The sequence below is a fragment of the Moorena sp. SIO4A1 genome, assembly GCF_010672065.1.
Lineage (GTDB): Bacteria > Cyanobacteriota > Cyanobacteriia > Cyanobacteriales > Coleofasciculaceae > Moorena.
The window spans coordinates 69,271-94,340 of sequence record NZ_JAAHHX010000002.1 but is presented as its reverse complement, the minus strand read 5'-3'; the positions used below and the strand labels follow the sequence as shown (position 1 = coordinate 94,340).

Below are 25,070 nucleotides of genomic sequence, written 5' to 3'. Positions count from 1 at the left end.
GCTTAACTACTTAAGCTTTAGCTAACTCTCCTCCTTACTTAGTTCCAGAAGGAGATTTAATTCTAATTGCCATGGCGAATTTCTGAGTTACGAGTCTTCCAAGCTAGTTCCAAAACCTTAGTCCAGCGCTTTTGCACTTGTTTTTGGGTACACTTGAGGGCTTTGGAAATTTCTTGATCACTCTTTTGCGCCTGTTTGAGGGGCAGTAACGCTAGCTGTTGGCTATCGAGTTGGGCCACAAAGACCTCCCACTGCTTCGATGACATCCCTAGTTTTTGATCCAGGTCTGCTCCTAGCCATTGGTGTACCAGTTTCCACTGAGCTGAACGAGAGAACTTTTCTACATGGTATTTAAAGCGCTGTTGTAGATAATCCCGCTGACGGGGTGTTAAACCCATGATTTCGTCAATCTCTGGTGCAGCCAGGTCTTGCAGCTTTAGCACCAGATAATCAGCACAGTCATTATGACCGTTAGACTCTAGGTATTTGATCAACTCGGAGATAATGCGATCGCGTAAAACAGCATCGCTGGGGTCAATGGTTTTCTCAATCAGGTTTGAGCGTACCTGTTGTGCAGTAGCTGAACGGTTGTGCTCTTGGGCTTCTTCATCCCTACCATACTCCACAGCCTGTTCAATATCCACAGGGGTTTCATTAGGCTGCCGTCGGGCAAAGCTTTGTGCTCTGAGTACAATCAACTGCTGGCTACCGCGACCACGTAGGGTAATGCGCCGCTTAGCATATTGCTCACTAAAGCCCATGTACTCCGCTAGTTCTAGCTGGGTACGGGGAGTGTAGTCAGAATCCACAGGATTTTCCCGGCGGAAAGCTTTGAGGCACTCAGCGTAAAAGTCCTGTAAAAAGTCCTCAATCAAATTGTATCGAGCGGAAAAGTTTAACTGAGATTGGGACGGTGCCACATGGCGATAAACCATGGTACTGAGGTTACTATGGAGTTCGACACGACCCTGCCGAGAACCTAGTTTGTAGTATGAAAGACATTTGTGCAGTCGGTGACGTGCTAGATTAAACTTCCAAGTATCAATTTCACCGGAATTCTGGATGCGATCGCTCTTAGTGCAAATCCGTTCTACCTCCAAGGTGATCCGGTGGGCAACGGCTTGAATACTCCTGGATTTAGCTCCAATTTCCGACTGGATTTCCTCCACTAAGACCTGGGTCAAGTTTTGGGTTTGATGATCTAGAGTAATTTCCGGAGCCTGATTATTAGTAGCGGAATTTTGATTATTAGTAACAGTTTTGACTTGCATGGTATTGCCCCCAAAAATAGATTCACAGAATTGCCATGAAACAAGCAACAGAGGAAATGTGTGTGAATGTGATCTACAAACCTTGGAGTGGTCCGCTGTCCTTTGTCCTTGTCCACCCTAAATGTAGACTCGTGAGTCTAGCCCTGGTCGGGTGAGTGTGTGACTACTCTAAGCTGACTAGTTGTGACCCCCAGCACTCCTGTAGTTTCCGTAGGATTACCTAAGGCTGAAATCCTTACTAGATATAGCGTTCAAGACTTTCCAGCATCAAGCTGATTCAGGATGACCAAAACCTGAGCAGTGGTCAATCCAGAAACTGACTGAACTAGTGATGACTTTTCCGTAAACGACTAACGTTTTCTTGTAGTCATAGGGTGCTTGATACTCTCATGACCCAACCTGAGCTGACTAGTTAATCACTAGCTAAATAACTAGCTAAAGCACTAGCTAAATCCAAGCGATCGCTTTATCCCATCCCAAACCCTGCCGCACCATCATCGGTTCTGAACCAGTCAGGTCGAGGATAGTTGAGACTTTAAATCCCGGTTCTAAGTCATTGTCCACAATGATGTCTACGAGACCATCGAGAGCATCAAATAGTTTAGCCGGTTCCAATCCCACCGTCGGAGTGTCACCATCCTGATTGGGTAGATGAGCCGAGGTAGAAATAATTGGATGACCTAGAGCTGAAAGCAACGCCTGACAAACGTTATGATCTGGGACTCGGATACCAGTAGTTTTACGATTGGGACTCATCACCAGCTTAGGTACTAACTTGGTTGCTGGTAACAAGAACGTATACGGTCCGGGAATCAAATGCTTCATAATTCGGTAAGCTGGATCACTTACCCGAGCATATTTAGCAATATTGGACAGAGACGAACACAAAAACGTCAGGGGTTTATCATTGGATAGTTGCTTCAAACGCCTAACTCGTTGCACTGCGGACTTCACATGTAAATCACAACCAATTGCATAGACAGTGTCAGTGGGATAGAGCATCACTGCACCATCTTCGAGATACTCTCTTATTTTCTCTATTCGACGTATTTGAGGTGTTTCCGGATGGATAGTATAAATAGTAGCCATAAATATTGTTGAATTCCTCAATATTGAATTGCTAAAGCCTAACCTTGGGAAAATTCACCAAGGCCAGACATAGAAACGGTTCTGCCAAAGGATTAAAAACTACTGCCACCTAAGTGTGTTGCCAGTTTGGCTTTTTCTGACTCAGAGGTCAGTATAGTTAGCAAGATCTGGCCATAATTCCCTGATCTAGACCTGTAGGGTTTGTGGGGGATGAATTGCTCCAAATCCTTTTGTCTTAATTAATTTGTTTTAATTAATTTGTCTTAATCAATAGGATCTAGAATGACAAAGCTAGCTTACTTAGATTGTCCCACTGGAATTGCTGGTGATATGTGCCTAGGAGCACTAGTTTCTGCGGGTGTACCGTGGGAATATTTAGTGGAAAAGCTAGCAAGACTCGGAATTGAGCAAGAGTATCACTTAAGACTTAGCCAAGTACACCACAATGGTCAGTTGGCAACCAAAGTTCATGTAGATTTACCAGATCAAGACCATCAGCATCATCACCATCAACAGGAACACCACCATGAACACGGCGATGAACACTACCATGAACACCACCATGAACACAGGTCAGGCATAACAGAGATCAGTACACCTGAGCAGAATCATCATCATCATCCCACACGACACTTACCAGACATAGAGAAATTAATTACAGCAGCAAAATTACCCTCAAGAGTATGCCAGTGGAGTCTTGCTATCTTCCGCAAACTAGCAGAAGCGGAAGGAGCCGTTCATGGTATTTCCCCAGACAAGGTTCACTTCCATGAAGTAGGCGCTACCGATGCCATTATCGATATAGTTGGTACTTGCTTAGGCTTAGATTGGCTAGGAATTGATCAAATCTATTGTTCTCCACTGCCCACTGGTGGCGGGACAGTATGGGCAGCTCATGGTCGCCTACCGGTGCCAGTACCAGCAGTACTGAAATTGTGGGAATCCCGTCAGGTGCCAGTTTACAGTAATGGGATTGAGCGGGAATTAGTAACACCAACGGGAGCAGCTATTGCCGTTACCTTAGCCACTAGCTTTGGTTCACCACCAGCAATGACTATCCAAAAAATAGGTAATGGTGCCGGTTCTCGACAATTACCCATTCCCAATATGTTGCGATTGTGGATTGGTGAATCGTCAGAAGCCGTCAATCTTGGCAAGTTTAAGGTTAAACCGTCAAACTTACCCCCACAAACCCTACACCAGTCATCCCTTTCTGCTAACTCTTCTTCTGCTAACTCTTCCCTAGAAACTATCTCAGTGCTAGAGACTCAAATTGATGACCTCAATCCTCAAGCCATTGGCTATGTATTCCAAGAGTTATTTAACGCTGGTGCTGTGGATGTGTTTACTCAAGCTATTGGCATGAAGAAATCTCGACCAGGTATCCTGCTCAGTGTCATCTGTCATCCTCAAGATCTAGACGCCTGTCAGGCAGTATTATTCCGAGAAACCACTACCTTAGGAGTGCGACGTCTAACTCAGCAACGAGCGATCTTACCTCGGGAAATCCAGCAGGTACAGACTAAGTATGGCCAAATTAGTGTGAAAGTGGCTTGGAGCGATCGCTCACCTCACAAAACGATTATGAATGTCCACCCAGAATACCAAGATTGCGCTAAGTTAGCCAAGGACAATAACTGCTCTTGGTTAGAAGTACATCACCTAGCACTCTCTGCCTGGTATTCTCAATATAGGGAATAGGGAACAGGGAGCAGGGAATCGGGAATCGGGAGTCGGGAGTCGGGAGTCGGGAGTCGGGAGTCGGGAGTCGGGAATCGGGAATCGGGAGTCGGGAGCGGTGCGATCGGTGGAATGGGCATCTGGCGTGGAACTGGCATCTTGCCAGTTTCATGCTTATTTTCGGGCGTGGAACTGGCATCTTGCCAGTTTTATGCTTATTTTCGGGCGTGGAACTGGCATCTTGCCAGTTTCATGCTTATTTTCGGGCGTGAAACTGGCATCTTGCCAGTTTCATGCTTATTTTCGGGCGTGGAACTGGCATCTTGCCAGTTTCATGCTTATTTTTGAGTGTGGAAATGGCATCTTGCCAGTTTCATGCTTATTTTTGGGCGGGCAGGATGCCCACTCTACTGCTATTGATTCCAAGACAGGAAAATTAGCCTATTCAACAGGTGCGACCCGTGGCGAATTTAATTATTAATGGTAAGAGCGCACCTAACAAAATTTTATGAATACGACCTCTTTCCACTATTCCCTGTTCCCTATTCCCTGTTCCCTCTTACTTATTCTTGATGCGATTAATTTCCCGTTGCAATTCCTGGATTTGACGCTGCAACTGTTCCGCTTCATTCACTGAGTTGTTCGATGGTGGATTCGAGTCAACGTCAACTGCTCCCTTTTTGGTAACACGTTGATAATTACCCTGACAAATTTGACGATATTCCTCGGAATTTGCCCACTTTCGCAGGTAGTGTATGCGTTCAACTGGAAAGGGATGGCTCAGAAATTGACGATTAATACCACCATTATAGAGTAAGAACTTATAGATTTGATTCAGACTGTCTTGGTCTAGTTCTTGATAATTTTCTGATTGACGGATAAATTCATCAAGACTGCATTCCTGTAGATGCTTAGCACTGCCACCAGAGACTTTCATCATCGTTTGCATCACAGTCTTCAGGTCATCTATCACTAGTAAAGCAGCACGGTCAGCGGATAATTCAGCTTTGCGACGCCATTCATAAAAGGCGAAAATTAAGCCAGTGCTGACGATATTCCCTAAGCCAAAGGTCATTTCACTTAACATAGAGGCAGCATTCATTGCCCACATCGCCATCTGAATTAAGATGGTGTGACCGCACTTGATATGTCCTAATTCGTGAGCCAGGATAGTACGGATTTCTGCTTCATTCAGTAAGTCTAATAAGCCAGTGTTGATAACGATGTAAGGATTATCTTGACCTAAAGCATAGCTATTAACCTGAGCGTTTTGACTAACAAATAGGGCTGGTTCGGGATTTACATCTAAATCCCGAACACATTCTCGGAATAAGTGATAAATATTAGCATACTGGCGCGGTCCGACTTGGATACTGTTGCCCATAAGATAGACAAACTGGGGACGCTCGTAAAGAAATTCCACAAACTTACGAGAAACTAAGTCAAAACCAGGGACACTGCGTAAAGCTTGCTCCGCTTGTTGGTCAAGGGGGTGCTTGAAGGCGTCGCTGGAAATTCCGGGATAGGTGGCCATAGTAGTCCAGTACTTTAGTGGTCTATTTCTTTAAGCATTAGACATTAGACATTAGACATTAGGTCCTAGGCATTAAGTACTAAACCCAAAACCCAAAACCTAACACCTAAAACCTAACACCTCAATCTGGCTTGTGTCCTTGCCAATTCTTTGATGATTCGTTATAATACTGATATCGGAATAGTAAAGGAAGTGAGAGGAAAATAAACTTATGAATAAGTGCGTTGGAACTACTGAAGCAGCATCTCTGTTGGGTATTTCTCCTCGACGATTACGGCAATTGCTTGACTCCGGTAGAGTAAGGGGTGCTTATAAAAGCGGTAAGTTCTGGATTATTCCCCTGTTCAACTATCTGCCACAAATTACCAAGAAGAACCGGGGACCGAAAGGAACTTGGCGTAAAAGTCGTCCTCCTGCTTTAGCGAAAATTAATGTCAATCGTAATCGGATTGGCTCCAATAACCACAAAAGCCGTGAACAGCGGCTGCCAGTGATTTCGGTAAAACGAAGTGGCGACAATACCTATGGCAACCAGGTAGAAATCCTCGGTCCGTGTAGGATTGTGTATCAGCCGGATAACCCTCTTGATTGTGGAGCTCGTCTGTGGATCGAAACCTTCAGTGATATTCACTTTATCGGTGGCAGTTTTCCGGCCAGTGGTGCTTAGGACAAACGTAAAGGTCGTTTCATCAAAATTTCAATTCAAAAACCACTCATAACTAATCAGAAAATTCCTCAGTTCGATAAAATCAAATCACAATGTCTCTTGAGCTGTATTGTGCATCTATTTGTTGCTGAATCAATTCATTGCATTAATCCCAATTGCCCAGCACCCTACCCTCAGCCAAGGGATAACAACTTTTGCAATGGTTGTGGAGCAAAGTTAAAGCTCAAGAATCGCTACTTACCTCTCCAGCTCTTGGGTTCAGGAGGATTTGCCAACATATACACCGTTTGGGATTTGCGGTCGAATACAGAAAAGGTGCTGAAGGTATTGCTAGATACTAAACCGAAGGTATTGCAGCTATTTCAGCAAGAGGCAGATGTTTTGCAACGTCTGGATCATCCAGGCATTCCCAAAGTTGACCAAGATAGCTATTTTGTCGTCAATCTAGGTCTTGAGCCACAGGACCTGCACTGTTTGGTGATGGAAAAAATCAACGGTTCAACCTTGGAGCAAATGCTCACAGATCATCCTCAGGGATGTCCAGAGATATTAGTGCGGGACTGGCTCTACCAGGCAGCAGAAATTTTACAGGTCTTGCACAGTTGTGGAGTGATTCACCGTGACATCAAACCGTCAAACTTAATGCTGCGGGAAACCACGGGAGAGCTAGTGGCGATTGATTTTGGGGGAGCTAAACAATTGAGTGTGGGTTCTGAGTCTTCTCAGAACGATTCGACTCGGTTGATTACTCCAGGTTACTCTCCACCGGAACAGATAGCTGGTGCAGCAATTGGACCCGCTGCTGATTTCTATGCCCTGAGCCGAACCATGATTCATTTACTGACGGGTATTGAGTTGAAGGATTTACAAGACCCAGTAACTGGTGAATTTCGATGGCGAGAGCAGGCAGTGGTAAGTCATGACTTGGCGGACTTGCTGGATGAAATGCTCAGCGTAGTACCCCAACAAAGACCAACAACTACGATTGAGATTCATCTGCGTCTAGGTATGACTCCTAGCACTAGTTACCAACCTATCCCAGCACCAGTACCTTCATCTCAAGGAAATCAGGTAGCTGCTCTGGGGTTATCTAGCCGTAAACTAAGACAATCTGTGACAGGCTTGACTCACTCGATCACATCCGTAAAACATTTCTTTTTAGCAGTAGTGATCACCATCGCACTAGCCTGTCTCGATAGTGCCTGGGAGATGTTCCTCGGAGCTTTTGGGGGAGTTTTTTGTGCAACGGTTGGGTTTATGGTATTGAATTGGACAAGTCTTGGGGAGAAAGTGACAAATTGGCTCTCTGGGGAACTGTCTATGATCTTGCCTTCGCTACAAATAACAATGTGGCAAGAAATGCTATTGTTTGCGGCGGCTGGCTTAGGTACAGCTTGGGGGTTGACGGCTGCAAGAGGCTTTGGTCAGCAGCGGCGTTTTTTAGTGGCAGGGATAATGGGTATTTTTGGTTATAGCCTGGGATGGTTGATGTGGCAGGCAACGGTACCTACGCTATTATTGCTGTCTTATGTACCTGACCAGGGGTTGCTGCCATGGATTACTGCGGTTACAGTAATGCTCCTGGTACTAGGATTAGGGCTACCCAGTCATAATCTTGTTCATGCCTTAGTGGTGGCAGCAGGAACTGGTGGCGTATTTGGGGGTCTAGTGTCATCTGATCTATTGCCAGCAGGATTTGTGGTTAATATCTTTTCCTTTTCTAGAACCGGTAAACTGGATTTCTATCACCCGATGACTTTTTTTGCTATTTTGGCTATATTACAAGGATTTTGGCTAGGGGTGAGTTATTACCTGCTAGTGCCAGTAATGCGTTGGTTTGGCTGGCGTTAAGGGAATAGGGAGTAGGGAGTAGGGAGTGGGGAGTAGGGAAGTTGGAAGTGGTAAAAAATTATGTGTATCTAATAGGTATGAGCAAAGCTATATTCGGTTTTATTATGGTTTTCTAAGGTAGATATCACGTAATTTTAACGGAAGAGTCTGATACTTAAGATTAAGTCCGGTAGAGTAGTTATCCTTGAAGGGTATTGGTTAATTAACAATTTTTCGTTAAATAGTAAATTTCTTTCGGACGCTTTCTTGATTAGAGGTGATTCAGATGACTAACACTATAGCACGTTGGGAATTAACTAAGGCTCGTCTTATAGGCTCTGGTGCTTTTTTATTGGGTATATTGCTACCAACTACTCTTTATGGCTTACCTGCTAAGACGATTGAAATCGGTAATGGTAAGACTGTGTTTAATCGTGCTCCGCGTTTAGTTAGGGCAGCTACGAGCTTTACTAGAGTAAGGGTGCCAGCAACGTACCAATTCACCCTCAGATTACCGGAAGATGCTGGAGAGTCTTTGCAAGCTGTAACGATTACCCAGAATAAAACTAATATCGAGAAAGTCAAATTTGATCCGAGAAAGAGTCGTGCATTTGTTGGCGATTCTTTTGCTGGTGGCTCATCCCTGACTTTGGCTAATATTGGCGGTAGTGAATCGTCTAACTCGGATCAAGTAACTGTTGTGTTTGATCCACCGGTTACTCCTGGTGAAACCATTACAGTTTCGGTTAGAGCTAAGGAAAATCCTGAGTTTAGTGGTTCTTATTTATTTGGAGTCACTGCTTTTTCCACTGGAGACAATAGCCCTGGTTTATTCCTAGGTAGCCGTAGGTTGTTTTTTGATGAGTTTGGAGACTAACGACAAGTCTAGCAGATGTAGTTAGTTCCACATGTAGGGTGGGCAGTGGATTACACCGATCGCTTTTAGCGATCGCATTTCTGATCCCAGTCACCTGATCGGTATAATGAAACACAGGAAACTGTGGGAGAAGGGGAGTCATATCAGCAACTGGCTCCCCTTTTTCCTGGCTGCATCCCTATTACCTAAAATTATAAACTTGTGAACTTAACCTATTTTATAAATCCTAGAAATTGCTTTCATTATTTTTAGTATTAATCTCCCCACAATCCGCTATTTTACTATACAATTTACTACACTGAATACCATGACAGCAACGAGAGCAGTGATCTCTTTTTGATGAGATGGTTTTTAGGATTAGTCTAGAAGTAAAAAATAGAAATGAGCGAACCGATAGCTGACTATGACAATCCTTGGAAAGAAGCATTACAAGCCTATTTCGATTCATTTTTGCAGTTTTGTTTTCCCCAAGTCCACACTCTGATTGATTGGAATCAGACACCTAAATCCCTTGATACAGAGCTACAGCAGATAGTTGGTGCAGCCGAATCAGGAAAAAGAATCGCTGATAAATTATTCCAGGTCTGGCTCTGTAGTGGAAATGAAACTTGGGTGTTGATTCATGTAGAGGTACAAAGCCAAAAAGAATCAACTTTTGCTAAGCGAATGTACCAATATCATTACAGGGCATTTGACCTGTACGAAAAACCTGTGATTAGCTTAGCGGTATTGGGAGATGAAAATGCGTCTTGGTCTCCATCGTCCTATGAATATGGCTTGGGAGGTTGTCGCCTGAGTCTAGAATTTCCGATAGTTAAATTACTGAACTATCAGTCAATGTGGCAGGTGTTGGAATCGAGTACTAATCCCTTCGCAGTAGTGGTGATGGCTCATTTGAAGACGAAAGCAACCCATAAACAACCAATGGAGCGCAAGCGATGGAAGTGGTACCTGATTCGGAGACTTTTTGAACGAGGTTATAGTAAAAACGATATAGTGAAACTGTTCCAGTGTATTGACCAAATGATGGCTTTACCGGAAGAGTTAGAACTGGAGCTGAATCAAGAACTTGAACGTTATCAGGAGGAAAGACAGATGCCTTTGATTAGTCGAGTGGAAGAAAGGGCAATGAAGAGGGGTCTGGAACAAGGACTTAAACAAGGACTTCAAGAGACAGTGGTTAAAATTTTACAAAATCACTTTGAATCGGTATCACCGGAATTGGTGGCAGCGATTAATTCAATAGAAGATATCTCTGTGTTGAAACAGTTGATTGATCACTCTCTTAAGAGTAAATCCCTTGAGGAATTTGAGCAGCTATTGGCACAACATCAGGTTAGTCAGGAGAATTGAAGAGTATGGAAACGGGCAAGATGCCCGTTCCACCAAGTTGATGTAGGGTGGGCAGTGCATCAAACAGATAAAATTACCTGGGCGGGTGTTGCTAAGCAATGCCCACCATGGAATTAATCACTTGCAGCCACTGTATTGACTAGATCATGGCTTGACCGGAATAGTTGAGAAGTTGATGTAGGGTGGGCAGTGCATCAAACAGATCAAATCAGCTGGGCGGATGTTGCTAAGCACTGCCCACCATGGAATTAATCACTTGCAGCCACTGTATTGACTAGATCATGGCTTGACCGGAATAGTTACAAGAGGAGCTGAATTAAGAACTTGAACGTTATCAGGAGGAAAGACAGATGCCTTTAATTAGTCGAGTCGAAGAAAGGGCAATGAAGAGGGGTTTTGAAAAAGGATTTCAACAAGGATTTCAACAAGGACTTCAACAAGGACTTCAAGAATATCGGGAAGGCTTACAAGAGACAGTAGTTAAAATTTTACAAAATCACTTTGAATCGGTATCAGCGGAATTGGTGGCAGAGATTAATGCCATAGAAGATATCTCTGTGTTGAAACAGCTGATTGATCACTCTCTTGAGAGTAACTCCCTGGAGGAATTTGAGCAGCTCTTGGCACAACATCACTCCCGACTCCCTACAACTCAATGGAATAATGATCTTTAGCACCTTCTCCCGGACCCTGAGTCCACCGTGAATCAGGTTTCCAAGCACCATTAGCTTCTTCCCGGCGGCGAGTGCGGACAGTGAGCTGATTACCGTTAATTTTCAGTAGATTATATTGCCAGGGATAACCAGTTCTTAGTTCAAGGGTCGGTGCGCCAAAGGTGCCAGCACAAATTCCGTCCAGTTTGCGCCCATCTGGACTGAGGTCGTAAGGGAAAACGCTGGCTTGGGCTTTGTGGATTTGTCCGTGGAGGAAGAAGCGGAATCTAGCAACAGCAAGTTCTTCCATGAATCCTTGGTCGATAATCCTATCGCTTCCACCACTATTGAGGGGATGGTGCCAAACCGCTATTTTCAGGCAGTTGTGGTAGTTTGGATTACCGCGAATCTCTCTGAGGGCGTTGGTTAGAGCAATTGGGTGAATGCTAGCACGGTCTTTGAAGTGGTGATCCAGTTGCCAAGCGGAGTTTAGTCCTAGAATCAGCAAGTTTTGGTCTGGGAAATGGTCGATAATGGCTTGCTGGTGATAGTCGAGAGGATAGGGTTCAGTTTTGATAGCTTGATAGAATTGACTGAAGTTGGCAAAGCGTTGTTGGTATTTGGCTTCGTCTCGGACTTCAATCACCTCTTCACTGACTTTGATGTAGTGACCCTCTTTTAGTTCACCGTGGTATTTTTTGCGATACTGTAACTCATAAGCCTCCTCTGCTAGTTCCCAGTTTAGGTCATGGTTACCGGGAACTAGAACAATTTGCTTCGGGTCTAGGGGGAAGTCTTGGCGGAGGTTGTGGAGAAACTGTTGTGCAGCCTGGTATTCGTCTGGAGTAGAATAATTCGCGATATCACCGGAGAGGATAAGAGCATCAAGGTGAGGGATTTGAAGGTCTTGCTTCAGGTCTTGGGCGAGTTGGTTTGACCAACGGGTAGCTTGCTCAGGGGTGGTGATGTGGAGGTCCGAGAGGTGGAGTATGGATATGCTTTGATTGGTAATCGGTTCAGGATTATCGGGTTTGGGAGTAGGTTTGGGATTATCGATTGCTTTGTACAATTGGTAGCGCTCTTGACTGGCTTCAAGGGCTTTCATGGTTTTCTGAAAAGTATCTTCATCATTAGTTTCTGCAATAGTTGCTGCAAATTCTTGGTTTTTCAGCAGATTAATCAGTTTAGGAATAGTGGCGTCTGTACCAATTTCACCCAGAGCATCTGCCGCCATTACACGTAGATATGATTGATCATTATCCAGGCATTTAATTAACAGTTCAATCCCCATTTCTGTACCAATTTTACCCAGAGCATTTGCCGCACTTATCCGCACAGATGGGTCGGGATCATCCAGGGATTTAATTAACCGGTCTATCGCCACTTCTGTCCCAATTTTGCCCAGAGCTTTTGCTGCACTTATCCGCACAGATGGGTCGGGATCATCCAGGCATCTAATTAATCGGTTAATTGCCTTCTGTCCCAATTTTACCCAGAGCATCTGCCCTCCTTCCACGCACATCTAAGTTTTTATCATCTAGGCATTTATTTAACTAGTCAATCCTGGCTTCTCTGCCCGATTTTTTTTAGAGCATATTCTGCACTTTCACGCACAGATGATTCGGGATCACCCAGGCATTTTTTTAACGGATTAATCGCTACTTTGTTACCAATTTTTCCAAGAGCATCTGCCGCACTTATCCGCACAGATGATTCGGGATTATTCAGGGATTTAATTAATGGATCAATCGCTACTTCTGCCTTAATTTTACCGAGAGAATCTGCCGCATTTATCTGCACAAAATAGTTATCATCATCTAGCAATTTAATTAACGGCTCAATCGTCATTTCTGTACCAATTTCCCCGAGAGATTCTGCCGCTCTTCCACGCACAGATGAGTCGGGATCATCCAGGGATTTAATTAACGGCTCAATCGTCATTTCTGTACCAATTTCCCCGAGAGATTCTGCCGCTCTTCCACGCACAGATGAGTCGGGATCATCCAGGGATTTAATTAACGGCTCAATCGCCACTTCTGTCCCAATTTTGCCCAGAGCTTCTGCCGCCCTTTCACGCACAGATGAGTCGGGATCATCCAGGGATTTAATTAACCGGTCAATCGTGGCTTCTGTCCCGATTTCCCCCAGAGCAGATACCGCCATCTTCCGCACAGAATAGTCGGGATCATCCAGGGATTTAATTAACCGGTCAATCGCCACTTCTGTCCCGATTTCCCCCAGAGCAGATACCGCCATCCTCCGCACAGAATAGTCGGGATCATCCAGGGATTTAATTAATGGTTCAATCCTGGTTTCTGTCCCTATTTCCCCTAGAGCAGATGCTGCACTTATCCGCACAGATGGGTCGGGATCATCGAGGAATTTAATTAACGGGTCAATCGTGGCTTCTGTCCCTATTTCCCCTAGAGCTTCTGCCGCATTTATTCGCACGTATAAATTGTCATCATCCAGGTATTTAATTAGCTCAGGTATGGCTGTTTCTGATTGAGTTACTCCCAACAGCTGAACCTTAAGAGACTTCGGAACATTTAACCGAGCTACCAACTGGACAGTATCTTGCTGAAATTCCGGTTTTACTGCTCCTGCTAACCTGGCTCCCAGTTGCCAATCAAAATCTAACCCTAACCTTACCACCCGCTGGGCTTGGGCTTGATTGTCTACCAATTGCAGCATCATGACCAGAGGTTCTGTCCATTTCCAATAATTGAGATAGGTCTGTTGCAACTGCTGATCCGTAATACGTGGTAATTGCTTCAATAAATATTCTGCTGTATAGTATTCTTGGAGCAGTTGGTGTCGAAACTCAATCAACTCTCCTGATTGTTGAATCAAGTGATGGTTTAGTAAGTCATCAAGCCAAGTCTTGGCGCGAATATCAGGATCAATAAAATCTTTGTTCAGTAGATAATCAGTTAAAATTTCCTCGGCTTTTGTCTTAGGAATACCAACACTTATCTGCTTGGGGTTATCCCCTGTTGTCATTACAAATCCTAACTGTTGCAGCAGGTCTGGCCAAAATACTCTTGATTGCTTGGAAACCTTAACATCTTGCTTGATGTTATCAGAATAGAACTGGGTAAATGAGCGAAACACTAAACCCAGATTTGACGGTATCTCTCCCTTATTTTGAAACAGGGAACATAGCATCATCAATAGTAGGGGAGTTTGCCCAAACTCCCGTAAGCGATCGCCCAACTGCTCAAGCATTTGCTCTCCCTTTTCAGGCAAATACTTGCGGACAAACTCCGACATTTGGTCTGCACTCAAGGGTTGCATTTCCAACTTCTTCTGAATCCCCAAGTCACCACCAACTCCTAAATCCCTGGTGGTGAAAATCATGGGAGTAGTCTTCTGGTAATCCTGCCGAAACTGAGTCAAATCTAGGCGTGCTGCTTCTGAGGGTAGCTCGTTCACGCCATCGATCAGTAACCAGAATTGCCCTTTAAACAGTAGTCTTTCGATCTCCTCGGTGGAGTCGAGCCATACACCATGGCGTTTCAGAAAATTCCGCACTAACTCCAGCACCGATATCTGGTAATATCGCAGTTCCACCAGCACGGGAATTTTCCCTTGTATCCCTTCATCTGCCAGCAATTGCACTAAGGCTGTGGATTTGCCGGAACCCGGACGTCCCACCAGTAATACATGGTCATCAGCATACTTGCGCAATCCTTCTAGGACAGGTAAGCACTCGGTTTCTTCTTGATTCTGGTCTCTTGCTGGCTGCTCCGACTTCATGGTTTCGACCATTAGGTCAAAGTTGAACAGCATCGGGGTCTGTTGCTGCTGCTTGCGCTTGCGGTCTTCGATATCGGTCGGGGTATAAACTTGCCACCATTGGGCGTAGGTTTTACGGATTGATTCTAGATAGGGATCCCAATTGGCCATGTTGAAGGTTGAAGGTTAGTTGGTTGAAGGTTTAATCGGGTTGAAGGTTTAATCGGGTTGAAAGTTGAAGGTTAGTTGGTTGTTCGCGTAGCGTGGCCAATAGGCCAAGGTTGAAGGGTTAAGGTTGAAGCAGAATGCGTTCGCGTAGCGTGACCAAAGGTCAATCGCATGATTGTAGAGGCACTATTGAAGTAGAGTGCGATCGCGTCTGTGATAGTAGCAAACTGGCAAGATGCCAGTTCCACCAATTAGTTGTAGAGGCACTATTAAACTAGTATGCGATCGCATCTGTGATAGTAGCAAACTGGCAAGATGCCAGTTCTACCGATTAGTTGTAGAGGCATTATCGGAATAGAATGCGTTCGCGTAGCGTGACCAAAGGTCAATCGCATTATTTCTAGACTGTAGCAAACTGGCAAGATGCCAGTTCCACGCCTGATGCCCCCAGCAAACTGGCAAGATGCCAGTTCTACCGATTAGTTGTAGAGGCATTATCGGAATAGAATGCGTTCGCGTAGCGTGACCAAAGGTCAATCGCATTCTAATTCCCTACTCCCTACTCCCTACTCCCTACTCCCTATTAAAATTAAAGCGAACTAGAATCAAGACTTGCCGCTTCACCAGGAGTTTCAGGCAAGTGTATACCACACTCTTGCTTAAGGCCATGAAAACGGGTATCCCGTTCATCCTGATCATCGAAGGATAAAGGTCGGCTGGAATGCCAATCACCGACGGTTGTATAACCCTCATCAAACATGGGATGATAGGGTAAGTCGTGAGCTGTCAAATACTGATAGATATCCCTAGAGTGCCAGTTAAGAATTGGCAAAATCTTGTGCTGCTCTCCCTGCTTGTTAACCCAGCCCATCGTCTTGCGGTGGTCAGTCTGTTGCTTGCGCAATCCTGCTAACCATCCCGTTGCGTTCAGTTCCCGCAAAGCCCGCTGCATCGGTTCGACCTTGCGGATTTGGTCGTAGCGGTTGAGGGATTCTACATCATTCTTTTCCCAGAGTCTGTCATACAACGCTTCCATCCGTGCTGGACTCATGGCAGACTGGTACACTTTTACATTCAAGTTGAGCCGTTCGATCAACTCCTGGGCAAATCGATAGGTTTTCACCGGTAGGTAGCCCGTATCTACCCAAATTACTGGTATATCTGGCACCACAGTAGTGACCAAGTGCAGCATGACCGCTGACTGGATCCCAAAGCTGCTACTCATCACTAAGCCATCACCAAAGGTTTCAGCTGCCCATTCTACGATTTTGGTAGGGCTAGCCTCAGCAAGTTGCTGATTCACTGCTTCCAAATCCAGCTCAATTTGGTTTGATGTCACCCCGGTCATGGGGTCTGACTGCTGAGATTGAGGCTGCTTTGTTTTCCCATTCCCATCGAAGTGATTAGGGCTTTCGATAGGTGCAGCCTGTTGATTTCCAGAAGCTTGATCAGAAGCGATCAGATTCAGTCGCGGCATGGTGGTAGTGTCTTGTTTGTACTCTGGATATATTGCTATGGTAGTTTATTCGTGAATAATCTCTTTGGGGAGAGGCAAGAGGCAAGAGGCAAGAGGGTGGGGAGTGTGGGAAGTGTGGGAAGTGTGGGAAGTGTGGGAAGTGTGGGGAGTGTGGGGAGAGGGGAGATGAAATTAATGTGTAGTAGTAATTTCCAGAATTGGTATAGGCTCGATCATACTGATGAGGTATAGTCAATTTTCTTACCCCTAATCCCGATTCCCGACTCCCGACTCCCGACTCCCGATTCCCTACTCCCTACTCCCTACTCCCTACTCCCTACTCCCTACTCCCTACTCCCTACTCCCTACTCCCTATAATCCTAAGAGTCTTCTTCAGTGATCGGCTCTCCGATATCAAATATAATCACAAATTGAGCATCAGGCATTAGCCGTTTCAGAGCCTGCATATGACCCTCGGCATCCGAACGTTTGCGGAACCGAGCAACAATCACTCGTTGCATCTTGGGCAATAGGCGCACCACCACCCATGGATGTAGGCGTTCAGCATAGGACATAATCTAATGTATCTCCTGTTATAAGGGGTCCTAGAGCCAGCCTTCAGCCTGCAATATCTTCAGGCTGGCTCTTCCCGTTTAACGTTTAACGTCTGGGGCAATTTTATGATAACATAAAAAACCAATATTATAACATAATTTAAAAACTTTTGTAACAAATTTTGGAGGGAATCGGGAATCGGGAATCGGGAGTCGGGAATCGGGAGTCGGGAGCCGGGAATAGAGACTCAATGGAGAATTTCTAGATAAGACCTCTTGCAAAAGTAGTTTTCTGATAGTGTTTGCGTCAATTCTTATCCACTGTTCCCTGTTCCCTGTTCCCTGTTCCCGACTTCTGCAAGAAGTCTATATAAAAAAACCAGCCATTGACAGGGGCTGGTGATACTTGCTGTGTTGGGAGGAGAAAACCTAGGGCCAATACGCTTACAGTGTGCCTTTATCCCTGGCTGTGAGCTCAAGGTCTTAAGGACGTAGTGGTCCTCTGGTAATCAGTTATGTAAATAAATGTAACGAATATTTACAGATAACGCAACATTTCTTAATATTTTTTTCGGGAGTCGGGAGTCGGGAGTCGGGAGTCGGGAGTCGGGAGTCGGGAGTCGGGAGTCGGGAGCTTCCGAGCAAGGCCAACGGCTGACCGCTGACCACTGACAGCTGACCGCTTACACTTTATTCTTCATTTTTCTGGATCGAGTAAAATAGTTTTTGGTTGGTCAACATCAAATAGAGAAGCGGACAGAAGAATAACTGGTTTGTTTGTTTTGTTTTCACCATAATGAACCATTCCGCTAGATTCAACTAGAGAATCTCCAACGGTTAGTTGTGTAGTCTGCCCTGCTTGCATAATTAATTCTGTGCCATTAGCTTTCCTTACTTTAGCCTCTCCTTTCACAACAGTAAACGTTAACGTGCCAGCCTCTACTAGTGCAATTTGCATGCCGGTATGAGTATGATGAGGCAGTTTTGTTCTGGGTTTGATGGTATGGCGAATAAGTTCAATAATTTCCTTTTTTTCTTGAGTCGGATAACCACTACCTAACACTTCACTGGTAACCGATTGAGTGTAACTATTGGGTGAGGAGGTTTCTTGGCTGTTAACAACTATACTTCCAAAAGTTAAGATAGCTAATGGTAAAATCAGAAACAGTTTTTTCATACTATAGTGTTTGGATTTGGGTTGTGAATATAGAATTGAACTAAAAAGGGAACAGGGAACAGGGAACAGGGAACAGGGAGCTGATCTCAACTTCCCGATTCCCGATTCCCGATTCCCGATTCCCGATTCCCGATTCCCGATTCCCGATTCCCGATTCCCTCGTAATAATTTCATGCTCCCACTTGGAAAATCAGATAAGCGCCGGATAGGGCTGCTACTGTGGCGAGGATGGTAATCCAAATGGGATAGTAGCTGCGAATTACTTTATCTTCTTCGATACTGATGGTTTCAATATCAATCCAGGGATTAACACCCCGGCGAAACCAACCAGTGACAATCACGGTCTGGTTAACTAAATTACTAACACGGGTGGGTTGAGGTAGGATATTACCTAGTGGTCCGAGATAGGAACAGTAATTTAGTCTGACTAAACCTGTTGATGTTTGTAATATTAAATCTTGTCCGAGCCAATTGCTTAATCCCGAACGTCCTAATAGTTTTCCGCTTAAGATAACAGGACGACTATCGGGAGGTAGGGTAGCGTTAGTGGCGAAATAATCTCCTAAGTCGGGGTCAGTACCGATATTAGTAGGTTTGAGGTCGGGAAAGTAATTATTAATCCAGAGAAAGACACTGATACTAAAGGCAATTAAGATACAAGCATCGATAAAGGAATTGGCATTATGTAGCCAAATTAACTGCCAAATGTCGAAGAGGTCAGACAGTTTACCAATTATCCAAAGTATCCCTCTTAGGGCTGCCCCCATTATTACGCCAAAAATTAGGGTACTTTGTAGCAGGGGTAAGGCTTTGTAACTGTTGCTGAGTTTAGAGAAAAATTCAGCTCGATTGCGACTGGCAGGAATTAGGGCGGGTAAATCTAGTTCCGGATTAAGCTTGAGAAAGTGGGCATAGCGCTTAGGTAAATGTAAGCGTTCTCCCAGTAGGGGATGGGCAGAGTTGATGATTAACCAGTAGCGGTAGGGATTAGTACAGTCCCATTTTAAGATGTCTTCAAAGGGGGTGGTGGGGGAAAAACTGCCGATAACTATGGCTTGCTGATAACCGACGGGCAGTAAGACATCAAAGCTTTCTAATAGCCCACTGGTTTGGCCGGAAATTTGGATGTCTTCGCTTATCCCTAGGGCAATTTTTAGTAAGGCGCGGGTCAAGCCATTGGGATTACCAGTGATTGAGATGGCGATGCGATCGCTATAGTAAACTCTAGCTCTAGATAACCATAGCAGCGGTAAGCTCAATACCCAGTAAATGCTGTAACAGAGGGAAGCAACAGTACCGGTAATTCCTAAAAGGATTGCGCTTAACCATCCCCTAGCACCAGGTAATTTAACTAGCAGTAATTCCTTTAGCTTCTCTGCCCACTGAGGGATTTGCCAATAGATAGTGTAAGGGATTTGAATAATTAGTACCCCTAGGGACATCAACATGAAATCCCGATTGATAATATGTCCTAGCTGACCAGCGTAGATGTTGGCAATTTCATCATCTTTGAGCTGGTCTAATAATCCCTGACTAACTACAATGCGAGCAGTGCGAGGTAAGTTACCATAGGTCAGGGCTACGGTGGCGTCTGTGGGTAAGACTTTTAAGCTCGGTAAGGGCAGACGTCGTTTGCGGCAAACCTTTTGGATGACTTTAGCGGATTCTGGATGGCGGGAAGCTAGTTGAGTTAGGGATAAGGGTTCAAGACCATGAAACTGTTTTAGCAATCCATCCATTAACCAGGGCGATAGGATAAATAGGATTGCTATGGTAATTCCTAGGGCTAGAGTTGGGTCACGGTATAACAATTGGAAGGGTTGGAACCACGGTAACTCTACCAAGATCGAATTGATGGTTTCCATGGCGAATTCGACGCTTAAGCGCAGTAGCCAGAAAAATGCGATCGCAACCGTGATTGCTACTAACCACAACCGTTCCATCTTGGGAGATTTCAGGGGATGCCAATGCTGTGCTCGTCCACAGTTGCGCCATCGAGGACGAGGAGTGTAGAGGGTGGGAATATCCGGGGGAGAGTAGGGAACTGGTAATAGGGAAGAGGATGAAGCAGTCTGGTTTGGTTTACGGCTCAGTTTCAGTGGGCTAGACGCCTTATCCTCTAGGGGGGTAAACCCTGTGGCATCAGCAGGGGATTTAGCAGCAACAGGATACTTGGTAATTAACTCAGCCTCAGTTTTCGCTGCCCATTCCTGTATCTGGGGGTCAGGGTGTTCCCTCAGGTGTTGGCAAAGTGCGATCGCTTTTTCCGGTTGACCATGCTTAGGATATGCCTGCACTAGGGATTGAGAGGCTTCCGTCACAATGGAGTCATCCAACTCCATCTCACAGACACCTTCTAAGTGTGCGATCGCATCCTGGTAATTGCCCTGTTTCAGAGCTTCTAGACCAGCTGCCAGAGTTGGATTAGGAATAGATGCCATGAGGTTTCTAGTAGTTTGTCCCTATCTTCCTCTAAGATACCCTTGGGCTAAGGATTTGATCTCGCCTCAGTTCGATGTAATGAATTCACGGGTGTTGAGGAGGAGGCACGATCCAGAATTCAGTAATAAATAATATAGGGCTAGATAAGTTAACCCGATTTATCCCATTTAATTTTAAGGACATCATGCCATGACTTCAGAAAATCCAATTCCGCCACAGTTAGGTGATATGCCAAACCCAGAAATTCAGTCCACGGATAAAAATCCGTCTAGTGAAGCACTAGTGCAAGAAGGTGTTAACCGCATCGTCACCGAGATTGTTGATTCAGCGCTAGCACGGATTAGCGACCAGCAAGAGCGGCAACTAGTGCGCCATGGTATTGCTGATATCCTCGGTAACACACTCCAGGAGTTAGTTGAAGAAAAACTGAATCAGCAGCAGTCTCAGATATCCATGGTTGGAGGCATGGCTATCGGTGATGCTGTTAATACCGGTATTAATGCCGCCAAGCAAGTACAAGACCTAGGCTTTGTGGAGTTTACTGCTGGCTTAATTAACGGCACTTTCGATGCTATTATCGCTGCGACAATCAGACAGATCGAAGCCTATGCTGAGCTGGTTGCTAACCTAGCTAAAACCCTCAAGCAGTTCGAGGCTGAGAATGTCTCTGATGCGGAGATTAACGCACACCTTAATGAAAACTACCCGGATGGAAATGGCGGCACTGTTGTACGGGCGAACTATATATTTCCAAACACACCTACAGACCAAAACACCGGCAATCCTGGCAAGGCTGGTGTTACTAAATTAAAGGAGGTAGCAAGAGCATTAGAAGCAGAAACGGCCAACCTGGAAAAACCCCTTAAACTCACTATCACACCAGAGCAGAAGAATTCTTTCACAGTTGCTCAAGTCCAACTAATTCGTCGGAAACTCTCTGAGTCACTGGCACAAAGCTTGATTGATCATCTCCGGGAGATGGCAAGGCAGGGTATGGCACGGATTGTGATCACCGATGGTGAAATCTTTTCTAAACTTACCTTTAACGTTACTGCTACCGAAACAGAAACTAGACGAAAAAGCGAGTACGACCGTTTACAAGCTGGCGCTTATCTCCGAGCCAGTGCTAGGTGGGGATGGGGTCGCGCTTCTGTTGGAGCGAACTTCAACAAACTAAAAGTCAAAGCAACCAATGAAAGTTCATTTGATAACGTCACCATGAGTACTGAAATCATTGGTCAGGTTAAAATTCGCTTCCGCACCGAGACCTTCCCAATAGTAGAATCGAACGGATAACTTGATCATCTGTAAGCATTCAGCAATCAGCGATCAGCGATCAGCTATCAGCTAATACGCTACGGGCACGCTACTTTAAGGGCGTTGCTGAATCTTCGAATGAATATTCCTAGAGTGGGCATCCTGCCCGCCCCACAAGAATGAATATTCGTAGAGTGGGCATCCTGCCCGCTCCACAAGAATTAATATTCGTAGAGTGGGCATCCTGCCCGCCCGAAAATAAGCATGAAACTGGCAAGATGCCAGTTCCACGCCTGATGCCCATTCCACGGCAAGATGCCCATTCCACCTCACTCTTAAAATCATTCCATTATTAAGCAACGCCACTTTAAGTCCTATCAGCCAAAGGCTGACGGCTGACAGCTGAGGGCTGAGTGCTTAGGATTTTTATTAAGGGTAATTATCCGTAAATTATATCTAGCAGTGCTCACATTACTGTTCTAATAGTAATAAGGTACACAAGATTTTGTTCCAATTCCCGATTCCCGATTCCCGATTCCCGATTCCCGATTCCCGATTCCCGATTCCCGATTCCCGATTCCCGATTCCCTGCTCCCTTATTAAGTAACCTCAATCATCCCCTGTGCATCATTACCTATGGCTGACATCACACTAGGCAACTTAATTGCCCTGCTCCTTCAAGAAGTATCTGGCACCCTCGACCAGACAAATTCTGACAGCACTACAGAAACGAATTTACAGGTTACGGATGTTTATTTTGATATTCCAGCCCATTTATACCTACAAACCGATGGGCAATTTTTAAATCAAGAGGAAACCACATCACGAGTAATGATTAGTTTACCTTCAACCCTAGAAACTCCCCCTGTCGGTAAACTAGGTCGGATCCGCATGACTATCGCTCCTGAAAAATAACTATAGCGCTACGGGCAAGGCAATAGGCAATAGGAACCCACCCCTAACCCCTCCCAGGAGGGGAAACAGATCTAGAGTTTTATTGTCTAATAAAAAAAGACCATACAGGTTTAAATATCAAATACAAACGCGCTGATAAGACTACTATTCCGAAGTTTAATTTGCTAGTAAACTACTATGACTAATGAGGAATCATTAACAGCCAGCAACGATAATACAAAAAGTAATACAAAAAACAATACAAACAGCAATAAAGACGAAAACACGGAATGGCAGCTAGCGGAGATGGTTGATGCGATCGCTGCTGAAATTGACCGTGCTGAAGATACCCTTTCTTTGAAATCTTATGCCCGTGGCAAGTCGATGGCGATTAAACAGCTTAAACTGGATATAGAAGTTAAGCTGCGCCGTACCTCTGACGGGAAAATATTATTTCGGACTACAGACCCTGGAGAAAATAGCGCTACTATTATCAAACTGGATTTTGCCCAAGTCCTAGAAAGCCAGTTACAAGGAGTGCGTAAGCAACTTGATCAACCCATCAGCACCAGGCCCCTGGCTACTCTACCTGGTATTACCGAAGCTGAGATAAAACAATTAAATGGGATTGGGATTTACTCAGTTAATGACCTTGAAGGCTACACCCAAACAGCAGCAATGGTAGCTGAACTCAGCCGCAAAACTGGAATTGCTGATTCACGGATTCGGATATGGCGACAGCTACCGTTCTTGAGTGAGGTCAAGCCAGCAAAAGGACTACCGGGAAGTCAGGTTGTGATTGAGGGAGATAATTTTGGCGATCGCGACCCTAATGCCGCAGTTTTGTTCCAAGGTCAACCAGCACAGATTCTGGAGTGGAGCAAGTCCCGTTTAATAGTTACCATGCCCGAAGTAACTGGCTCTGGTGTCTTGTTTGTGGTTATCGATGGTCAAACCACTAATCTGCTGTCTTGGGAAGCAATCAGCGTTGATTTACGAGTGCGCAATATTACTATCATACCAGATCAACCATCAGCAGGAGAGCTGATTACCATTGAAGCTGATCTAATCAATCAAGGGAATAGTTCTTCTGATGCCTTCGAGGTACAGTGGACAGTGGATAACAAGCCGCAGCCAATCCAATCCCATGGTCCCTTGCAGCCCAATCAGCGATCGCAAGACAGCAGTATCCGTCGCCAGCTCAGACTCGAAGCTGGTTCCCACACCATCCGCTTCACTGCTGATCCCAACCACAAGCATTTAGACCTCAACCGAGCTAACAGCACCTTTACCAGACAGATTGAGGTTAAAGGTCTAAACCAACTAACCATTGCTGATTTTCGTGAGATCAATACCCTTGACCCATTAGTGAACATCAACTACCCTTCAGCGGATATAAACTACGGTCCAGGGGATGTGTTGAGCCTAGTCTTCCGTGGTTTGGGTCGTCTTGATCCAAAAAGAGGGGCTTTCGTGCCGGATATTGCCACTCGTTGGTGGTGGAGTGAAAATAGGGACAAGAATACTCGACTAATTTCTTTCCAGCTGTCTGAAAATGTGAGTTTCCATGACGGAAAACAGCTTACTACAGCTGATGTGGAGTTTACCTATCAGGTATATATTAAAAAACTTAACTCAAGCCCAAATACGCGGGTAATAAACATAATCAGAGGTATCAATGTCGTTAATGATCGGATAATCAGCTTTGAAGTACTGTGGCCTTTTCTCAAAGAAGAGGAACGCAAAGACGATAATTCTGATCAAGTTGATATTGATAAGGATGATACCATTACGCCCATTGACCGGGATCAGATTCAGTCTAGGCAGAACATTGATCAGATTGAGTCTGATCAGATTGAGTCTATCGAAATCGTTGACCAATCACGCCCCCGCCCCATTGACATTGTTGAGTCTCAACTACCACGCTACATTGCCTCTGTGATGACTATCGGTATAGTACCGCGCCACGCTTACAATCAAAAAAGCTTTCAGCTGAAGCCCATTGGCAGTGGACCTTTCCAGGTTGAGACATTTGACTCAGGCAAAGAAATTGTACTGAATGCCTTTCCCAACTATGTAAAAGGTGCGCCACGATTGGATCGTATTGTGATTTCTGTCCTAGGGCAGCTTGATGCAGTCACAGAGGTGGTAAGTAGTCAAAAGTATAGTGCGGCAGTGCTACCATATACTGAGAAACTCCATAGCCAGTTCAAGAACAGGAAAAATTGGACTGTAATCCCAATTCCCCTCAAAAAACCAGAGCTACTTCACCTACAATCTTCTAGTCTTCAGGAGCGATTACCCAACGATTTCGATACTAATTGGAATGCCCATCTTTGGTACTTTTCTAATGCCGTCGCTGATGGGGAATAGTCAAAATAACCAAAATGTTTTTGCCCACCCTACAATCTTGAACGCACTGCGCGAGAC

At 45.0% G+C, this 25,070-nt stretch carries 26 protein-coding genes; 11 read left to right on the top strand and 15 right to left on the bottom strand.

What is annotated here, in order from left to right; genetic code table 11:
* Positions 1–62: 62 nt before the first annotated feature.
* Both F6K53_RS01250 and F6K53_RS01245 read right to left on the bottom strand, forming a co-directional pair.
* Positions 63–1,271 carry a HetZ-related protein gene (locus F6K53_RS01250; RefSeq protein ID WP_293018641.1) on the bottom strand — a complete coding sequence of 403 codons (1,209 nt, stop codon included), beginning with the start codon at positions 1,269–1,271 and terminating at the stop codon, positions 63–65.
* Between the two features lie 447 nt (positions 1,272–1,718).
* Positions 1,719–2,360 carry an L-threonylcarbamoyladenylate synthase gene (locus F6K53_RS01245; protein ID WP_293018607.1) on the bottom strand — a complete coding sequence of 214 codons (642 nt, stop codon included), beginning with the start codon at positions 2,358–2,360 and terminating at the stop codon, positions 1,719–1,721.
* 282 nt (positions 2,361–2,642) lie between these two features.
* Here F6K53_RS01245 and larC point away from each other — a divergent pair, with 282 nt between their 5' ends.
* Positions 2,643–4,061 carry a nickel pincer cofactor biosynthesis protein LarC gene (gene larC, locus F6K53_RS01240; RefSeq protein ID WP_293079714.1) on the top strand — a complete coding sequence of 473 codons (1,419 nt, stop codon included), beginning with the start codon at positions 2,643–2,645 and terminating at the stop codon, positions 4,059–4,061.
* Here larC and F6K53_RS01235 read toward each other — a convergent pair.
* Complete coding sequence (locus F6K53_RS01235; RefSeq protein ID WP_293065271.1) at positions 4,046–4,198, bottom strand: hypothetical protein; 153 nt, start codon at positions 4,196–4,198, stop codon at positions 4,046–4,048. The genes larC and F6K53_RS01235 overlap by 16 nt on opposite strands.
* On the opposite strand from F6K53_RS01235, the gene F6K53_RS01230 reads away from it, so the two are divergent.
* Complete coding sequence (locus F6K53_RS01230) at positions 4,186–4,521, top strand: hypothetical protein (RefSeq protein WP_293079711.1); 336 nt, start codon at positions 4,186–4,188, stop codon at positions 4,519–4,521. The genes F6K53_RS01235 and F6K53_RS01230 overlap by 13 nt on opposite strands.
* A gap of 78 nt (positions 4,522–4,599) precedes the next feature.
* Here the strand turns inward: F6K53_RS01230 and F6K53_RS01225 are convergent, their stop codons facing one another.
* Complete coding sequence (locus F6K53_RS01225) at positions 4,600–5,574, bottom strand: M48 family metallopeptidase (RefSeq protein WP_293079708.1); 975 nt, start codon at positions 5,572–5,574, stop codon at positions 4,600–4,602.
* Between the two features lie 211 nt (positions 5,575–5,785).
* Between F6K53_RS01225 and F6K53_RS01220 the strand changes: the two genes are divergently transcribed.
* The 5 genes from F6K53_RS01220 (at position 5,786) to F6K53_RS01200 (ending at position 10,975) form a co-directional block, all read left to right on the top strand.
* A complete protein-coding gene (locus F6K53_RS01220) occupies positions 5,786–6,241 on the top strand; it encodes a helix-turn-helix domain-containing protein (protein WP_293079705.1) in 456 nt (151 codons plus the stop codon).
* 111 nt (positions 6,242–6,352) lie between these two features.
* Entirely contained in the window at positions 6,353–8,092 is a 1,740-nt protein-coding gene (locus tag F6K53_RS01215) for a serine/threonine-protein kinase (RefSeq protein WP_293079702.1), read from the top strand.
* A gap of 265 nt (positions 8,093–8,357) precedes the next feature.
* On the top strand, positions 8,358–8,948 hold the full coding sequence (locus F6K53_RS01210) for a DUF2808 domain-containing protein (protein ID WP_293079699.1): 591 nt from the start codon (positions 8,358–8,360) through the stop codon (positions 8,946–8,948).
* 381 nt (positions 8,949–9,329) lie between these two features.
* A complete protein-coding gene (locus F6K53_RS01205; RefSeq protein ID WP_293079696.1) occupies positions 9,330–10,301 on the top strand; it encodes an Rpn family recombination-promoting nuclease/putative transposase in 972 nt (323 codons plus the stop codon).
* Between the two features lie 350 nt (positions 10,302–10,651).
* Complete coding sequence (locus tag F6K53_RS01200; RefSeq protein ID WP_293065255.1) at positions 10,652–10,975, top strand: hypothetical protein; 324 nt, start codon at positions 10,652–10,654, stop codon at positions 10,973–10,975.
* Here F6K53_RS01200 and F6K53_RS01195 read toward each other — a convergent pair.
* The 9 genes from F6K53_RS01195 to F6K53_RS01155 all read right to left on the bottom strand — a co-directional run bounded on the left by F6K53_RS01195 (position 10,947) and on the right by F6K53_RS01155 (position 18,047).
* Positions 10,947–12,455 (bottom strand): HEAT repeat domain-containing protein, encoded by a 1,509-nt coding sequence (locus F6K53_RS01195; protein ID WP_293065252.1) that lies wholly within the window; start codon positions 12,453–12,455, stop codon positions 10,947–10,949. The genes F6K53_RS01200 and F6K53_RS01195 overlap by 29 nt on opposite strands.
* A 56-nt stretch (positions 12,456–12,511) precedes the next feature.
* Entirely contained in the window at positions 12,512–14,863 is a 2,352-nt protein-coding gene (locus F6K53_RS01190) for a HEAT repeat domain-containing protein (protein WP_293065249.1), read from the bottom strand.
* A 71-nt stretch (positions 14,864–14,934) separates the two neighbouring features.
* Positions 14,935–15,108 (bottom strand): hypothetical protein, encoded by a 174-nt coding sequence (locus F6K53_RS01185; protein WP_293018631.1) that lies wholly within the window; start codon positions 15,106–15,108, stop codon positions 14,935–14,937.
* Positions 15,109–15,184: 76 nt separating this feature from the next.
* On the bottom strand, positions 15,185–15,355 hold the full coding sequence (locus tag F6K53_RS01180) for a hypothetical protein (RefSeq protein ID WP_293018633.1): 171 nt from the start codon (positions 15,353–15,355) through the stop codon (positions 15,185–15,187).
* A 94-nt stretch (positions 15,356–15,449) separates the two neighbouring features.
* On the bottom strand, positions 15,450–16,208 hold the full coding sequence (locus F6K53_RS01175; RefSeq protein ID WP_293018643.1) for a phosphoadenylyl-sulfate reductase: 759 nt from the start codon (positions 16,206–16,208) through the stop codon (positions 15,450–15,452).
* A gap of 488 nt (positions 16,209–16,696) precedes the next feature.
* A complete protein-coding gene (locus tag F6K53_RS01170; protein WP_070395662.1) occupies positions 16,697–16,891 on the bottom strand; it encodes a hypothetical protein in 195 nt (64 codons plus the stop codon).
* A gap of 78 nt (positions 16,892–16,969) precedes the next feature.
* On the bottom strand, positions 16,970–17,152 hold the full coding sequence (locus F6K53_RS01165; protein ID WP_293036622.1) for a hypothetical protein: 183 nt from the start codon (positions 17,150–17,152) through the stop codon (positions 16,970–16,972).
* Between the two features lie 231 nt (positions 17,153–17,383).
* Complete coding sequence (locus tag F6K53_RS01160; protein ID WP_293079693.1) at positions 17,384–17,521, bottom strand: hypothetical protein; 138 nt, start codon at positions 17,519–17,521, stop codon at positions 17,384–17,386.
* A 46-nt stretch (positions 17,522–17,567) separates the two neighbouring features.
* Positions 17,568–18,047: a cupin domain-containing protein gene (locus tag F6K53_RS01155; protein ID WP_293065243.1), complete on the bottom strand. Its 480-nt coding sequence runs from the start codon at positions 18,045–18,047 to the stop codon at positions 17,568–17,570.
* Positions 18,048–18,063: 16 nt separating this feature from the next.
* Between F6K53_RS01155 and F6K53_RS01150 the strand changes: the two genes are divergently transcribed.
* Positions 18,064–18,282 carry a hypothetical protein gene (locus F6K53_RS01150; RefSeq protein WP_293065240.1) on the top strand — a complete coding sequence of 73 codons (219 nt, stop codon included), beginning with the start codon at positions 18,064–18,066 and terminating at the stop codon, positions 18,280–18,282.
* On the opposite strand, the gene F6K53_RS01145 is transcribed toward F6K53_RS01150, so the two are convergent.
* The gene (locus F6K53_RS01145) at positions 18,218–20,488 is read right to left on the bottom strand and encodes a zinc metalloprotease HtpX (RefSeq protein WP_293079690.1); all 2,271 of its coding nucleotides are present in this window, start codon (positions 20,486–20,488) and stop codon (positions 18,218–18,220) included. The two genes, F6K53_RS01150 and F6K53_RS01145, sit on opposite strands and share 65 nt — an antisense overlap.
* Positions 20,489–20,678: 190 nt before the next feature.
* On the opposite strand from F6K53_RS01145, the gene F6K53_RS01140 reads away from it, so the two are divergent.
* On the top strand, positions 20,679–21,785 hold the full coding sequence (locus F6K53_RS01140) for a hypothetical protein (protein WP_293079687.1): 1,107 nt from the start codon (positions 20,679–20,681) through the stop codon (positions 21,783–21,785).
* Positions 21,786–21,860: 75 nt separating this feature from the next.
* Here F6K53_RS01140 and F6K53_RS01135 read toward each other — a convergent pair whose 3' ends face one another.
* Entirely contained in the window at positions 21,861–22,091 is a 231-nt protein-coding gene (locus F6K53_RS01135; RefSeq protein ID WP_293065228.1) for a hypothetical protein, read from the bottom strand.
* A gap of 291 nt (positions 22,092–22,382) precedes the next feature.
* Between F6K53_RS01135 and F6K53_RS01130 the strand changes: the two genes are divergently transcribed.
* Both F6K53_RS01130 and F6K53_RS01125 read left to right on the top strand, forming a co-directional pair.
* Positions 22,383–22,661: a hypothetical protein gene (locus F6K53_RS01130; RefSeq protein WP_293079684.1), complete on the top strand. Its 279-nt coding sequence runs from the start codon at positions 22,383–22,385 to the stop codon at positions 22,659–22,661.
* A gap of 177 nt (positions 22,662–22,838) precedes the next feature.
* On the top strand, positions 22,839–25,013 hold the full coding sequence (locus F6K53_RS01125) for an ABC transporter substrate-binding protein (RefSeq protein WP_293019542.1): 2,175 nt from the start codon (positions 22,839–22,841) through the stop codon (positions 25,011–25,013).
* Positions 25,014–25,070: the final 57 nt, after the last annotated feature.